This is a genomic window from Streptomyces sp. NPDC036764, assembly GCF_055609385.1.
Window position 1 is genome coordinate 360,985 of sequence record NZ_JBVJPT010000005.1, and the last position, 13,203, is coordinate 374,187.

14 protein-coding genes are annotated in these 13,203 nt (G+C 70.3%); 8 read left to right on the plus strand and 6 right to left on the minus strand.

What is annotated here, in order from left to right; translation table 11 throughout:
• Window positions 1-55: 55 nt before the first annotated feature.
• Complete coding sequence (locus ACZ69Q_RS22310) at window positions 56-970, plus strand: alpha/beta fold hydrolase (RefSeq protein ID WP_471044475.1); 915 nt, start codon at window positions 56-58, stop codon at window positions 968-970.
• Here ACZ69Q_RS22310 and ACZ69Q_RS22315 read toward each other — a convergent pair.
• Complete coding sequence (locus tag ACZ69Q_RS22315) at window positions 967-1,860, minus strand: NYN domain-containing protein (protein ID WP_471044691.1); 894 nt, start codon at window positions 1,858-1,860, stop codon at window positions 967-969. The genes ACZ69Q_RS22310 and ACZ69Q_RS22315 overlap by 4 nt on opposite strands.
• A gap of 215 nt (window positions 1,861-2,075) precedes the next feature.
• On the opposite strand from ACZ69Q_RS22315, the gene ACZ69Q_RS22320 reads away from it, so the two are divergent.
• Complete coding sequence (locus ACZ69Q_RS22320) at window positions 2,076-2,228, plus strand: hypothetical protein (protein WP_093747204.1); 153 nt, start codon at window positions 2,076-2,078, stop codon at window positions 2,226-2,228.
• 100 nt (window positions 2,229-2,328) lie between these two features.
• On the opposite strand, the gene ACZ69Q_RS22325 is transcribed toward ACZ69Q_RS22320, so the two are convergent.
• The 3 genes from ACZ69Q_RS22325 to ACZ69Q_RS22335 all read right to left on the minus strand — a co-directional run bounded on the left by ACZ69Q_RS22325 (window position 2,329) and on the right by ACZ69Q_RS22335 (window position 4,763).
• A complete protein-coding gene (locus ACZ69Q_RS22325; protein ID WP_393516643.1) occupies window positions 2,329-2,934 on the minus strand; it encodes a MarC family protein in 606 nt (201 codons plus the stop codon).
• A 114-nt stretch (window positions 2,935-3,048) separates the two neighbouring features.
• Complete coding sequence (locus tag ACZ69Q_RS22330) at window positions 3,049-3,906, minus strand: PHP domain-containing protein (protein WP_471044479.1); 858 nt, start codon at window positions 3,904-3,906, stop codon at window positions 3,049-3,051.
• A 215-nt stretch (window positions 3,907-4,121) separates the two neighbouring features.
• Window positions 4,122-4,763, minus strand: coding sequence for a DUF6758 family protein (locus tag ACZ69Q_RS22335; protein WP_471044481.1), 642 nt, complete (start codon window positions 4,761-4,763; stop codon window positions 4,122-4,124).
• A 172-nt stretch (window positions 4,764-4,935) separates the two neighbouring features.
• Here ACZ69Q_RS22335 and ACZ69Q_RS22340 point away from each other — a divergent pair, with 172 nt between their 5' ends.
• Entirely contained in the window at window positions 4,936-6,162 is a 1,227-nt protein-coding gene (locus tag ACZ69Q_RS22340; RefSeq protein WP_471044484.1) for an MFS transporter, read from the plus strand.
• Window positions 6,163-6,192: 30 nt separating this feature from the next.
• On the opposite strand, the gene ACZ69Q_RS22345 is transcribed toward ACZ69Q_RS22340, so the two are convergent.
• Window positions 6,193-6,777, minus strand: coding sequence for a suppressor of fused domain protein (locus tag ACZ69Q_RS22345; RefSeq protein ID WP_471044487.1), 585 nt, complete (start codon window positions 6,775-6,777; stop codon window positions 6,193-6,195).
• 507 nt (window positions 6,778-7,284) lie between these two features.
• Here ACZ69Q_RS22345 and ACZ69Q_RS22350 point away from each other — a divergent pair.
• Both ACZ69Q_RS22350 and ACZ69Q_RS22355 read left to right on the plus strand, forming a co-directional pair.
• A complete protein-coding gene (locus ACZ69Q_RS22350; protein ID WP_471044490.1) occupies window positions 7,285-8,400 on the plus strand; it encodes a magnesium and cobalt transport protein CorA in 1,116 nt (371 codons plus the stop codon).
• A 42-nt stretch (window positions 8,401-8,442) separates the two neighbouring features.
• Window positions 8,443-8,952 carry a hypothetical protein gene (locus tag ACZ69Q_RS22355; RefSeq protein ID WP_471044492.1) on the plus strand — a complete coding sequence of 170 codons (510 nt, stop codon included), beginning with the start codon at window positions 8,443-8,445 and terminating at the stop codon, window positions 8,950-8,952.
• Window positions 8,953-9,058: 106 nt separating this feature from the next.
• On the opposite strand, the gene ACZ69Q_RS22360 is transcribed toward ACZ69Q_RS22355, so the two are convergent.
• The gene (locus ACZ69Q_RS22360; RefSeq protein ID WP_471044495.1) at window positions 9,059-9,805 is read right to left on the minus strand and encodes a hypothetical protein; all 747 of its coding nucleotides are present in this window, start codon (window positions 9,803-9,805) and stop codon (window positions 9,059-9,061) included.
• 222 nt (window positions 9,806-10,027) lie between these two features.
• Here ACZ69Q_RS22360 and ACZ69Q_RS22365 point away from each other — a divergent pair, with 222 nt between their 5' ends.
• Genes ACZ69Q_RS22365 through ACZ69Q_RS22375 form a run of 3 tightly spaced genes read left to right on the plus strand, consistent with a single transcriptional unit; the run spans window position 10,028 to window position 13,086 of the window.
• Window positions 10,028-11,323: a magnesium transporter MgtE N-terminal domain-containing protein gene (locus tag ACZ69Q_RS22365; RefSeq protein ID WP_471044498.1), complete on the plus strand. Its 1,296-nt coding sequence runs from the start codon at window positions 10,028-10,030 to the stop codon at window positions 11,321-11,323.
• Window positions 11,313-11,909, plus strand: coding sequence for a DUF1003 domain-containing protein (locus ACZ69Q_RS22370; RefSeq protein ID WP_471044501.1), 597 nt, complete (start codon window positions 11,313-11,315; stop codon window positions 11,907-11,909). Before ACZ69Q_RS22365 ends, ACZ69Q_RS22370 begins: the two co-directional genes overlap by 11 nt.
• A 43-nt stretch (window positions 11,910-11,952) precedes the next feature.
• The gene (locus ACZ69Q_RS22375) at window positions 11,953-13,086 is read left to right on the plus strand and encodes an Mrp/NBP35 family ATP-binding protein (RefSeq protein WP_471044504.1); all 1,134 of its coding nucleotides are present in this window, start codon (window positions 11,953-11,955) and stop codon (window positions 13,084-13,086) included.
• Window positions 13,087-13,203: the final 117 nt, after the last annotated feature.

Sequence of the window (13,203 nt, forward strand, 5' to 3'; positions counted from 1 at the left end):
CAGCCCCCACCCGCAGGACTCGGGCTGTTCGAGGACACCCGCTACCCTCCCCCTCGTGACCACCCAACCCGACTTCACCCCGGCCCCGAACGCCCGCGCCTACCCCCTTCACACCTCCCGCGGCACCTTCGCCGTCGTCGACCACCCCGTCGCCGGCGGCATCGACGCTCGTGGCACCGCCCTCCTGCTTCCCGGATTCACCGGCAGCAAGGAGGACTTCACGCTCATGCAGGAGCCGCTGGCGGCACGCGGCTACCGCACCATCGCCGTGGACGGACGCGGACAGCACGAGTCGGACGGCCCGCAGGACGACGAATCCGCCTACGCGCGGGGCGAGTTGGCGAAGGACGTACTGGCCCAGGCGGAGGCCCTCGGCGCCCGCGACACCCCGCTCCACCTGTTCGGCCACTCCCTGGGCGGCCAGATCGCCCGCGCGGCCGTCCTGCTCGACCACTCGCCGTTCCGGTCACTCACCCTGATGTCATCCGGCCCCGCCCAGATCTCCGACTCCCAGCAGCAGCGCGTGAAGCTCCTGAGGGACGCGCTCGCGGTGATGACGATGGCCGAGACCTGGGAGGCGATCCGCGCCATGGGCCCGCCGGAGGAGGTCGGCGGCCCGGCCAGGGGCATCGGGGGCCCGGAGCTGCTGCGCCGGCGCTGGCTCGGCACGAAGCCCGCCCAACTCCTCGCCACAGGGCGTCAGTTGACCACGGAACCGGATCGCGTCGACGAACTCGCCGCCCTCCCGCTGCCGTTCCACGTGCTGTCGGGCGCCAGCGACGACACCTGGCCGGTTCCGGTGCTCGACGACATGGCCGTACGGCTGAAGGCCCGCCGCACGGTCATCCCCGGCGCCGAGCACTCCCCCAACGCCGACCAGCCACTGCCCACCGCCCGGGCGGTCGCCGACTTCTGGGACAGCGTGCTGGACGCCGAGGGCGCCGGGAGCGGCGAGGGCACTGACGCCTAGTACTGCGCCTGAAGGTGTTCCCAGAACCCGTCCCGCAGCGCCCGCCGCAGGTCCGCCTGCCCCCGCAGCGAGTACTGGAGCAGCCCCTCCGCCTCCACCAGCAGGTCCTGGTCCACCGACCCGGGCAGATAGGGGTGCCCGGGCAGCAGCTCCACGAGTGACTCCCGGCCGCGCGCCGCGAGCCACTTCGCCGCGATCTGCGCGCCGACGAACCGGACGTCCTCCCGCGACGGCCGGGCGCCCGCCCCCTCGTACGCGGCGGCCGTACGCCGGGAGACGTACGGCTTGAAGAAGTCGAGGTCGAAGGTGCGCTGGCTGTCGACCTCCCAGAGCAGCGGCTCGGCCTGGTTGCGGCCCTCCGGGGCCTCGATCCCCCACAGGTGCACCCGCGCGCCGTACCCCTGCGCCGCCTCGACCGCCGACACCAGGTCCTCGTCCCCGCCGAGCAGGGCCGCGTCACTGATGGCGCGATGCCTGGCCAGGGACTCCAGATCACTGCGGATCAGGGAATCGACGCCTTTTTGCTGGTTGTTGGCGTTGAGGTTCCCCAGCCGCACCTTCACATCGGGGAGTTCGGCGATCGACTGCTGCTCGGCGGTGTGAATGCGGCGCCGGGCGCCGTCGTACCAGTAGACCCGCAGCAGCCTGCTGTCCGCGAAGATCGTGCGGGCCCGGTCGATGAGCGCCTCGATCAGTCCCTCGGCGTCCAGGTCGAAGGCTCGGCGATCCTCGGTCCCGGCGACGAGCCGCCCCGCGGCCGCGTACAGATATCCCGCGTCGACGAAGATCGCATGGGTGGAGGGCGTCTTCGCTACCTCGGCGAGCATGCGTTGCAGCAGCTCGTTGGTGCGGTCGATGCGGGCGGAGAGTGCGCCGAGGTCGTCGTTCATCGCCTCCATTGTCCTGGCGGTCACGCTGCGAACACAACCGGTCCCGGTCAGTCCTCCCTTGATCACCGGCCAACTACCTACCGATCGGTAGTTAGCCGTTCGAAAAATTTCTTTAGCGTAGGGAATGTTTGTAACGTGAAGCACGTTGTCTAGGTACGTAACCGAGTGGTTCCAGTAGTTCTCCGCAGGAGGATGACCAGACGAAGGGAGAAGCCATGCGCTTCGAAATCATGCGACTCGACGAGTTCGACGGCACGCCCGTCGACAGCACCGTCGTGGACGCCGCCTCCGTCAACCGGATCGTTCAGCAGGCCGCCGCGACGGGGCAGCGGCTGTGGATCCGACCCGCAGAGACCACGGCCTCGTAACGGCCGCGGCTCATCATTGAAGCTTCGAAGCCCCCGTACGCCACCGACGGCGTACGGGGGCTTCGCGCATACCGGGGCCCAGGCGCCGCGGGCCGGCGGCTCAGGCGCCCTGGATCACCTGGGTCACCCCGTTGATGATCTGCTGCACGGCGATCGCCGAGAGCATCATGCCCGCGAGCCGGGTCACCAGGACCACGCCGCCGTCCTTGATGACCCGGATGATCAGCAACGAGTACCGCATCACGATCCACAGCACGACATGGATGGCGACGATCGCCGACCACACCGACACCTGCGTGGCGGCGCTGTCGGCCTTCTGCACGGCGAGGATGACCGACACGATCGCACCCGGCCCGGCCAGCAGCGGCATGCCCAGTGGGACGAGGGCGACGTTGACGTCCTTGGTCTGCTTCGGCTCGTCCGTCTTGCCGGTGAGCAGGTCGAGCGCGATCAGCAGGAGCAGCAGCCCGCCCGCGATCATCAGCGCGGGGACGGAGACATGCAGGTAGTTGAGGATCTGGTGGCCGAGGAGCCCGAACACCGCGATCACCCCGCCCGCGACACAGACGGCCTGGAAGGCCATCCGCTTCTGCACCTTGGCCGGTCGGCCGGCGGTGAGCGCGAGGAAGATCGGGGTGATCCCGGGGGGATCCATGATGACGAACAGGGTCAGGAACAGGGAGCCGAAGACGGCGACGTCGAACATGGGTGCCTTGCGAAGTTACGGAACGAACGGACGTGGGCGTGCGGAGCCGACGCGAGCGTGCGGGACGGACGCGAACGCGGAGAGAACAGAGGTGAGCGTGCGGGGGTGCGGACCTCAGACCCCGCCGGCCCCGGGCACCGGAAACGCCCCGGTCGCCCGCCGCGTGATCTCGCCGTACACCTCGGGATCCGTCGTGTACTCACCGAGCACGCAGGTCTTGCGGCTGCCGTGGTAGTCACTGGACCCGGTCGGCAGCAGCCCGAGCTCCTTGGCGAGCCCGCGCAGCCGGGCGCGGGTGTCGGGGTCGTGGTCCATGTGGTCGACCTCGATGCCGTCGAGCCCTGCCGCGGCCAGCGCCGCGATGGCGGACTCCGGCACCGTGCGGCCCCGCTTGCTCGCGGCGGGATGCGCGAACACGGTCACGCCGCCGGCGGCCTTGACCAGCCGGATCGCCTCGAACGGGTCGGTCTCGTGCTTCTCCACGAAAGCCCGGCCACCGTCGGCCAGCCAGTCCTCGGTGAAGGCGTCGTCCACGCTCGGGACGACCCCGAGCTCGACCAGCGCGGAGGCGACGTGCGGCCGCCCGACCGAGCCGTCGCCGGCGATCCGCAGCACCTGCTCCCAGGTGACGGGCACACCCAGCTCGTTGAGCTTGGCGACCATGCCCTGAGCCCGGGGCACCCGGTCGTCGCGCACCAGCTCCCGCTCGGCGAGCAGCGCGGGCTCCTCGGGGTCGAACAGGTAGGCCAGCATGTGCATGCTGATGCCGTCGATACGGCACGACAGCTCGGCGCCGGTGACGAGGGTGAGCCCGTCCGGCAGCGCGGCGATGGCCTCGGCGTACCCGCGGGTGGTGTCGTGATCGGTGAGCGCCACGACGTCCAGCCCGGCCGCGGCGGCATTGCGCACCAACTCGCCCGGCGTGTCCGTACCGTCGGAAGCCGTGGAGTGGCAGTGCAAGTCGATACGCACGACGCGAACTCCAGACGGGGACGATACGGAAGGGGCCGCTCAAGGATAACCGCATTTTCAACGACCCCTGTCACACCCGCACAGCCGAGCGCCCCTTACATCGGCCTGCCTCGGGGGTGCGGGGCTGTATCGATGTGCGGCTCCGCCGCGTGGGCGCGACCAGCCACACACGACCCGCAGTCACCGAACGAGCGGCACCCCCACCCCCGTGGGCGCTACGGCTCGAGCAGACGCGGTGACAACGCCCCGCAGGGCACCAGCTCCAACTCGGCCCCCGCGTCCCGCAGATCCGTCAGCACCAGCTCGTCGTACATCAACAGCCCCGACTGCTCGGGCCACATGACCGCCCACAGCCACATCCCGAGCGCCTCCCCCGCGAACACGGCACGGTCGTCGGGCGTGCCCGACACATGCCAGAGCGGCGTGGGGCGCCCGGCGGCGAGAACCTTGGCCTGGGGCGGCTTCTCGACGTTGATGTACGACCCCGGATCCGGGCCGTCGATGCCCGCGTAGCGCGCACCGAAGCCGACACCGAGCTCCTCCGCGACCAGGATCAGCTCGCCCATGCCGCCGAGCGGTCCGGGTCCGGAGCAGGCCACCGCGCTCGCTCTGCCGCCACTGCGGTCGTCACCCGCGCTCGCGACTCCGGTGAACAGCCAGCCGATCGGCAGCGGCCACGGCATCCACACCGGCACCTGCGTGCGGTGCACGACCACACCGAGGGCCTCGACGCTGGGCGGGATCACGGGCTGCACCGGGTGCACGGTGCCGTGCACATCGCACTGCCAGGTATCGGCGAAGAGTCCGGGAGCCCTGACCCGGCCACCACACTTCGGGCAACTGGGTTCGCCCCTCATAGGCCCCCACGGTCCTACCCCTTGTGCGTCACGTCAAGGACGATCACCCGTCCGGGCGGAACCGGCGCCGGAAACCCGGATCCCACCCGATATAGATGTAGCTTGCATTAATTAGCTTAGCTAACATATTCTATGTACCGGCCAACTACCTCAGCCCGGATTGGAGAACGGTATGGACCCCTTCGACGCGGGAGCGGGCGGCCTTTGGCGGCAACCGCGGGCCGTGTGGGCGACCGCCGGCGCGTCCGTCGTCGCCTTCATGGGCATCGGACTCGTCGACCCGATCCTGCCGTCCATCGCAGGCGGCCTGAACGCCACGCCCGGCCAGGTCTCCCTGCTCTTCACCTCGTACTTCCTCATCACCGCCGTCGCGATGCTGCTCACCGGCTTCGTCTCCAGCCGGATCGGCGGCCGCAAGACCCTGCTGGCCGGCCTCGCGTTCGTGGTGGTCTTCGCGGGGCTCGCGGGCACGTCCGGATCGGTCGGCGAGTTGGTCGGGTTCCGGGCGGGCTGGGGGCTCGGCAACGCGCTCTTCGTCTCCACCGCCCTCGCGGTCATCGTCGGCGCTGCGGCCGGCGGCAGCGCGGCGGCGATCCTGCTCTACGAGTCCGCCCTCGGCCTCGGCATGGCGTGCGGACCGCTGCTGGGCGCCCTGCTCGGCGACGCGAGCTGGCGTTACCCGTTCTTCGGCACGGCCTTCCTGATGGCCGTCGGCTTCCTGTGCATCGCGGCCTTCCTGAAGGAGCAGCCGAAGCCGGCCAGCAAGACCTCGCTGCTGGACCCCGTCAAGGCCCTCGGCCACGGCGGCCTGGCGTCCGCTGCGGTCTCGGCGTTCTTCTACAACTACACGTTCTTCACCGTGCTGGCCTTCACGCCGTTCGTGCTGAACATGAGCCCGTACCGGTCAGGGGCGGTGTTCTTCGCCTGGGGTGTGCTGCTGGCGGTGTTCTCGGTCATCGTCGCGCCGCGCATGCAGAAGCGGTTCGGTTCGCTGAAGGTGCTCGGCGGGTCGCTGGTGCTGCTCGCGGCGGACGTACTGGTCCTCGGCTACGGCGACCACACCACCGCCGTCGTCTGCACGATCCTGTCCGGCGCGTTCATCGGCGTGAACAACACCGTCTACACGGAACTGGCCCTCGGCGTCTCGGACGCGCCGCGCCCGGTGGCGAGCGCGGGCTACAACTTCGTCCGCTGGTTCGCGGCGGCGGCAGCGCCCTACTTCGCGCCGCGGATCGAGGAGTGGACCGGCAGCCTCCGCGTCCCGTTCGTGGTGGCGGCGCTCACCGCCCTCGCGGGCGCGCTCGTGGTCGTCGTACGCCGCAACGCGCTCACTCACGAGGCGGAGGAGCTGGAGACGAGGCACGCGACGCAGGACGGTGTCACCGTGTTCGCCAACTGACGGTTTTCAGCCACCGGTTGGTGAGGTTCCTCACTCAAGCGGGACGGACCTGCGGGCGGGATCCCGCAGGTCCGTCCCGCTCGTGAGCCAGCGCTCCTGGAGGGCCTGGGCGCCGTGCACCCGCTTCCAGGCGGCCTCGTTCGGCGTCATGGGGAGCAGCGGCAGAAAGCGCACGGGATCGAGGGGCTCGTCGAGCTCCAGGTCCTCCACCAGGCCGCCCGGCTCGGCGACCAGCACCGAGGTGAACGGGGCGCCGGGCCACAGCGGTTCACCGACGTCCAGCGAGGCGCCCGGGGCCACGATCAGGCCCTCCACCTGCGGGGACGCGGCGAGCACGGCGAGCGGGCGGAGCACCTTGTCGGTTTCGGCGAGCCCGGCGCGCACCGAGAGGACCAGCTCCGCGCGGGCGCCCTTGACCGGGTCGGCCACCATCGCGGTGGGGTCGTTCATGGGCTGCGCGGACATACCGAGCGTGGCGTAGCGGACGATGTCGCCCTCCTGGAAACGGAGCACCTCGATGCGGTCCGTACCGAGGAAGGTGACCGCCGCGCGGGCGCCCGGTTCGCCCAGCGCGGAGCGCAACCGGGCCTCGACCAGAGGAAGAACATCAGCCATGCCGCGAGCATAGAACTCGTCAGCACCGGGCAAAGCAGCGCCTTGACACTTCAGTCGGCTGATACTCTTGCCCGGTGTTCGGGGCAGCACGCAGAAGCGTCGCGATCGAGTCCCGACGCCGATGAAAACTCCCCTACGGGGAACCCCTAACGGGGTATGGAACGTCCCTCACGAGGGACCGGCCGGAGGAGGTGGGGCTGTCATGGATCGAAGTCGACCGTGCAGTACCACTCGCTCTTCCCGCCGCTGATGTAGCTGATTCGGCTGTTCCGCTCCGGCTGACCGCCGTCCCTTCACGCTTGCGTCCTCCCACGGAAGAGCACTTCGTTTCGCTTTGCCTGATCGGTCTGATCTGAATCAGCAACGAAGCCCACCACCGCAACGGTGCGGTGCTCCCCGCTTTGTGGACGTGCCAAACATCCTGAGGTCAGGACGTCCCCATTCCGGGCAGTTCCAGCCGTGCTGCGGCCCTCCCAGCTTCGTTGCCCGTTGCGAAGGAGCCTGCTCATGTCGATGATCCGAGACCTGCGCGCCGTGGTCCGTCCGGCCCGTACGCCGCTGCGCAAGGACAGTGGCGCCTACGACACCACCCGCGACCCCGGGACCCCCTCGGCCGTAGTCGACTGCGCCGTCTACCGTGACGGCCGCCGTCTGGAGACCGACAAGCCGCTGAGCCCGCACGAGGCGATGCGCCAGGTGCGCCGCGACGGGGGCTTCGTGTGGATCGGCCTGCACGAGCCGACCGAGTCCGAGTTCGCCGGTATCGCAAGCGAGTTCGGGCTGCACCCGCTGGCCGTCGAGGACGCGGTGCAGGCGCACCAGCGGCCCAAGCTGGAGCGCTACGACGACTCCCTGTTCACCGTCTTCAAGACCATCCACTACGTCGAGCACGACGAGCTCACCGCCACCAGCGAGGTCGTCGAGACCGGCGAGGTCATGTGCTTCACCGGCCGGGACTTCTTCATCACCGTCCGGCACGGCGGGCAGGGCTCGCTGCGGGCTCTGCGGCACCGCCTCCAGGACGACCCCGAGCTGCTCGCCAAGGGCCCGTCGGCCGTGCTGCACGCCATCGCCGACCACGTAGTCGACGGCTACATCGCGGTCGCCGACGCGGTGCAGGACGACATCGACGAGGTCGAGACCGAGGTGTTCTCGCCGGGGCGCAAGGGCACGCCCCGCGGCACGGACGCCGGCCGGATCTACCAACTCAAGCGCGAGGTCCTGGAGTTCAAGCGGGCGGTGTCGCCGCTGCTGCGGCCCATGCAGCTCCTGAGCGAGCGTCCGATGCGGCTGATCGACCCCGACATCCAGAAGTACTTCCGGGACGTCGCCGACCATGTCGCGCGCGTGCACGAGCAGGTCATCGGCTTCGACGAGCTCCTCAACTCGATCCTCCAGGCCAACCTCGCCCAGGCGTCCGTGGCGCAGAACGAGGACATGCGGAAGATCACGTCGTGGGCCGCGATCATCGCCGTACCGACGATGGTGTGCGGTGTGTACGGCATGAACTTCGACTACATGCCGGAGACGCACTGGAAGTACGGCTATCCGGTGATCATGAGCGTCACGGTGGCGATCTGTCTCGGCATCCACCGCACGCTGAAGCGCAACGGCTGGCTCTGAGCGGCCCCGGCCGGTCCGGCGGCGCTGGATAGTCTTGGGGGCATGACAAGCGAGCTGCTCGACCAGGCCCTCGTCGAGGAGGCCACGAAGAAGTCCGGCCTCATCTGGGTCAGGGGACCCGGCGCCCCGGCCCGGGCGCTGTGGCACGCGTGGCACGAGGGTGCGGCGTGTGTCGTCGGCGACGGTCCCGGTGAGCAGCCGCTGCCGGGGCTGGCCGACGGGGCCGAGGCCGAGGTGACGGTCCGCAGCAAGGACAAGGGCGGCCGGCTGGTCTCCTGGACGGCGAAGGTCGTCGAGCTCGGGGCGGGCTCCGAGCAGTGGGAGGCGACGGTCGGCGAGCTCAAGGGCAAGCGCCTGAACGCCCCCGACGGCGAGGCGATGCCGGAGCGCTGGGCGCGCGAGTGCCGGGTGCTGCGGCTGGAGCCGACGGGGACCATCGCGGCGCTGCCGGAGGGTTCCTTGGCCGAGGCGCCGCTGCCGTCCGCGGCGACGACGCGTCGGCCGATCCCGGCGGGGCTGCCGCGGCTGCTGCTGAAGAGGAAGCGGCGTTGAGCGGTCCGCGATAGGCCGTCGTTCGGGCTGCCGCGCCGTTGTGGCTGATCGCGCGCACGCGGCGGAGCCGCATATCGATACAGCCCCGCGCCCTTATGGGGCGCGGCTACGACGTCGGCAGTTGCTTGCCGTAGTCCACCGTGTCGCCCTTCTTCGGCTTCTCCAGGGCGAAGTCCTTGCCCCAGTCGGAGAAGGTCAGGGTGCCCCCGCCGCCCGCCCGGGTCAGCAGCAGGGGATACGGGTCGCCCTCCAGGGAGACGTCGAGGGTGCCGCCGGAGCCCTTGTCGCCGTTGATGCGGATCGTGCGCAGGCCCGCCTGCTCGCGGTGGCCGTCGGTCGCCAGCTTGCCGTGCAGCGTCAACAGGCCGTCGAGGAGTACGTCCTTGTCCGTGAAGCCGCTGAACTTCTTGTACGCCGGGTCGCCCTGCGGCACCTTCACGTACTTGCCGTTCAGCTTGTCCACGGCACCGGCGTCCGCCTTGCCGTCGTTGCCCGCGTCGCTCCAGAAACCGGAGTCGGCCTTCAGGTAGAGCTGCTCGCCGATCCGCAGGAGCTGGAAGGTGGACCCCTGTGCGGTGACCGACCCGGTCGCCCCGTCGGCCTTGAGCTGCATGTCGAGCTTGTAGGTGCGCCCGCTGGTGACCAGGTTCCCGGACAGGTGCACCGCTTCGGCGGAGTCCGCCGCCGTACGGGCCTTGCGCTGGATCTCGGCGACCGGCAGCTTGCCGACCCCGTTGGTCCCCTCGTCCGGGTCCTCGCTGCACCCCGTCAGTCCCGTTCCCGACACGGCCAGGGCGCAGATGGCGGTCACCAGCGCGGCCCGGCGAGTACGACCCTGGGGAATCGCAGTCACAGGTGGGGCTGCCTTTCTGTCGTGGGACCTGAGCGGCGTACGGCAGCGTACCCGCACGTCATCCCCCAGGCGGAGCCGGTCCGTCCGGACCTCTCACCAGGGCGTATCGGATCCGGACGGGCTAGCCTGAAGCCCACCCGAGCGGGCAATTCGGAAAATGTGGCACGGCGGCGCAGCCGCGACAGCAACACCGCACACCCGGCACACAAAGGAGCCTCAGCCATGGCAGCCGGCGCTCCCCGGATCTTCGTCTCGCATCTCGCCGGCATCGCCGTGTTCGACCCGAACGGCGACCAGGTGGGCCGCGTGCGCGATCTGGTCGTCATGCTCCGGGTCGGCCGGCGCCCCCCGCGGCTGCTCGGGCTGGTCGTCGAGCTCTCCACCCGGCGCCGTATCTTCCTGCCCATGACCCGCGTGACCGGCGTCGAGTCCGGCCAGGTCATCACCACCGGCGTGGTCAATGTCCGCCGCTTCGAGCAGCGCCCCACCGAGCGCCTCGTCTTCGGCGAGCTCCTGGACCGGCGCGTCACCCTCGTCGAGACCGGCGAGGAGGTCACCGTCCTCGATCTGTCGGTCGGGCAGCTCCCGGCCCGCCGGGACTGGGAGATCGACAAGGTCTTCGTGCGCAAGGGCGGCAGGAGCGGCCCCCTGCGGCGGGCCAAGGGCGAGTCGCTGACCGTCGAGTGGTCCGCCGTCACCGGCTTCTCCCTTGAGGAGCAGGGACAGGGCGCCGAGAGCCTCCTCGCCACCTTCGAGCAGTTGCGCCCCGCCGATCTCGCCAACGTCCTGCACCACCTCTCCCCCAAGCGCCGTGCCGAGGTCGCGGCCGCCCTCGACGACGACCGTCTGGCCGACGTCCTGGAGGAGCTCCCCGAGGACGACCAGATCGAGATCCTCGGCAAGCTGAAGGAGGAGCGCGCCGCCGACGTCCTGGAGGCCATGGACCCGGACGACGCGGCCGACCTGCTCGGTGAGCTCCCGACGGACGAGCAGGAGCGGCTGCTGAGCCTGATGCAGCCCGCCGACGCGGCCGACATGCGCCGCCTGATGGCCTACGAGGAGCACACGGCCGGCGGTCTGATGACGACCGAGCCGATCATCCTGCGCCCCGACGCCACCGTCGCCGACGCCCTCGCCCGGGTCCGCAACCCCGATCTTTCCCCCGCCCTCGCCGCCCAGGTCTACGTCTGCCGTCCGCCCGACGAGACACCCACCGGCAAGTACCTCGGCACGGTCCACTTCCAGCGCCTGCTGCGCGACCCGCCGTACACCCTGGTCAGCTCGATGGTCGACGAGGCGCTCGAAGCCCTGGAGCCGGACGCCGCGCTGCCGGTCGTCGCCGGGTTCTTCGCGACGTACGACATGGTCGCGGCGCCCGTCGTGGACGACTCCGGGTCGCTGCTCGGCGTGGTGACCGTGGACGACGTACTGGACCACATGCTGCCCGAGGACTGGCGGGAGACGGAGTTCCATCTGGAGGAGAACACCGGCGAGGGGGCTGCGGCGCATGGTTCATGAGCGCGAGGGCACGCGCGAGCGCACGGCTTCGGGCGCCACCGCGGCCTCCCGGGCGCCCCGTGCACGCCTCGACCAACCCCGTCCGCCACGCCGCCGGATCCTGCCCGAGTGGGACCCGGAGGCCTTCGGACGGCTCTCGGAGCGCATCGCGCGCTTCCTGGGCACCGGGCGGTTCATCGTCTGGATGACGATCGTCATCATCGTGTGGGTGCTGTGGAACATCTTCGCGCCCGGCGAGCTGAAGTTCGACGAGTACCCGTTCATCTTCCTGACCCTGATGCTCTCGCTCCAGGCCTCCTACGCCGCCCCGCTGATCCTGCTCGCACAGAACCGGCAGGACGACCGCGACCGGGTCAACCTCGAACAGGACCGCAAGCAGAACGAGCGGTCCATCGCCGACACCGAGTACCTGACCCGGGAGATCGCCGCCCTGCGCATCGGCCTGGGCGAGGTCGCCACCCGCGACTGGCTGCGCTCGGAGCTCCATGACCTGATGAAGGAGCTGGACGGGCGGCACAACGGTCACCGCGAGCACGGGGTATTCCCGGCAGATCGGTCGCGCGGACGTGACGTAGACGACCGCTGACGGCCTTTCCGGGGCATGGCTACCGGGCCGTACCATCGTCCTTATGGCTACGGAAGACGCGGTGCGCGAGGCACTGGCGACGGTGAACGACCCCGAGATCAACCGCCCCATCACGGAACTCGGGATGGTCAAGTCGGTGGAGATCGGTGCGGACGGTGCGGTCGCGGTCACCGTGTACCTGACGGTCTCCGGCTGCCCGATGCGCGAGACGATCACCCAGCGCGTGACGGACGCCGTCTCCGGGGTCGACGGCGTCACCCGCGTCGACGTCACGCTCGACGTGATGAGCGACGAACAGCGCAAGGAGCTGGCGAACGCCCTGCGCGGCGGCACCGCCGAGCGGGAGGTCCCCTTCGCCAAGCCCGGCTCGCTGACCCGCGTGTACGCGGTCGCCTCCGGCAAGGGCGGCGTCGGCAAGTCCTCCGTCACCGTCAACCTGGCGGCGGCGATGGCGGCCGACGGCCTGAAGGTGGGTGTCGTCGACGCCGACATCTACGGCCACAGCGTGCCGCGCATGCTGGGCGCCGACGGCCGTCCGACCCAGGTCGAGAGCATGATCATGCCGCCGTCCGCGAACGGCGTGAAGGTCATCTCCATCGGCATGTTCACCCCGGGCAACGCACCCGTCGTCTGGCGCGGCCCGATGCTCCACCGCGCTCTCCAGCAGTTCCTGGCCGACGTGTACTGGGGCGACCTGGACGTCCTGCTCCTGGACCTGCCGCCCGGCACCGGTGACATCGCGATCTCCGTCGCCCAGCTCGTCCCGAACGCCGAGATCCTGGTCGTGACGACCCCGCAGCAGGCCGCCGCCGAGGTCGCCGAGCGGGCCGGCTCCATCGCCGTCCAGACCCACCAGAAGATCGTCGGCGTGGTCGAGAACATGTCCGGCCTGCCCTGCCCGCACTGCGGCGAGATGGTCGACGTCTTCGGCACGGGCGGCGGCCAGGCGGTCGCCGAGGGCCTCACCCGCACGACCGGCACCAACGTCCCGGTCCTCGGCAGCATCCCGATCGACGTCCGCCTCCGCGAGGGCGGCGACGAGGGCAAGCCGGTCGTCCTGACGGACCCGGACAGCCCGGCGGGGTCCGCACTGCGGGCGATCGCGGGGAAGCTCGGGGGACGGCAGCGGGGCCTGTCGGGCATGTCCCTGGGCATCACGCCGCGCAACAAGTTCTAAGAAACGCCCTCCAGGAAGCGCCCCGCCAGGGGCGCGGGGAACTGCGCGAGTAACCCCCCACGACCCGCGGCCGCCGATGCACTGAATGAAGCCCCCACGGCGAAGGGGCGCCGAATC

Bases quoted from the DNA above. Each gene is read 5' to 3' on its own strand.
- ACZ69Q_RS22340 (WP_471044484.1), top strand. From the start codon at position 4,936: ATGGACCCCTTCGACGCGGGAGCGGGCGGCCTTTGGCGGCAACCGCGG.
- ACZ69Q_RS22370 (WP_471044501.1), top strand. From the start codon at position 11,313: ATGGTTCATGAGCGCGAGGGCACGCGCGAGCGCACGGCTTCGGGCGCC.
- ACZ69Q_RS22365 (WP_471044498.1), top strand. From the start codon at position 10,028: ATGGCAGCCGGCGCTCCCCGGATCTTCGTCTCGCATCTCGCCGGCATC.
- ACZ69Q_RS22345 (WP_471044487.1), bottom strand. From the start codon at position 6,777: ATGGCTGATGTTCTTCCTCTGGTCGAGGCCCGGTTGCGCTCCGCGCTG.
- ACZ69Q_RS22350 (WP_471044490.1), top strand. From the start codon at position 7,285: ATGTCGATGATCCGAGACCTGCGCGCCGTGGTCCGTCCGGCCCGTACG.
- ACZ69Q_RS22335 (WP_471044481.1), bottom strand. From the start codon at position 4,763: ATGAGGGGCGAACCCAGTTGCCCGAAGTGTGGTGGCCGGGTCAGGGCT.
- ACZ69Q_RS22315 (WP_471044691.1), bottom strand. From the start codon at position 1,860: ATGAACGACGACCTCGGCGCACTCTCCGCCCGCATCGACCGCACCAAC.
- ACZ69Q_RS22355 (WP_471044492.1), top strand. From the start codon at position 8,443: ATGACAAGCGAGCTGCTCGACCAGGCCCTCGTCGAGGAGGCCACGAAG.
- ACZ69Q_RS22375 (WP_471044504.1), top strand. From the start codon at position 11,953: ATGGCTACGGAAGACGCGGTGCGCGAGGCACTGGCGACGGTGAACGAC.
- ACZ69Q_RS22325 (WP_393516643.1), bottom strand. From the start codon at position 2,934: ATGTTCGACGTCGCCGTCTTCGGCTCCCTGTTCCTGACCCTGTTCGTC.
- ACZ69Q_RS22320 (WP_093747204.1), top strand. From the start codon at position 2,076: ATGCGCTTCGAAATCATGCGACTCGACGAGTTCGACGGCACGCCCGTC.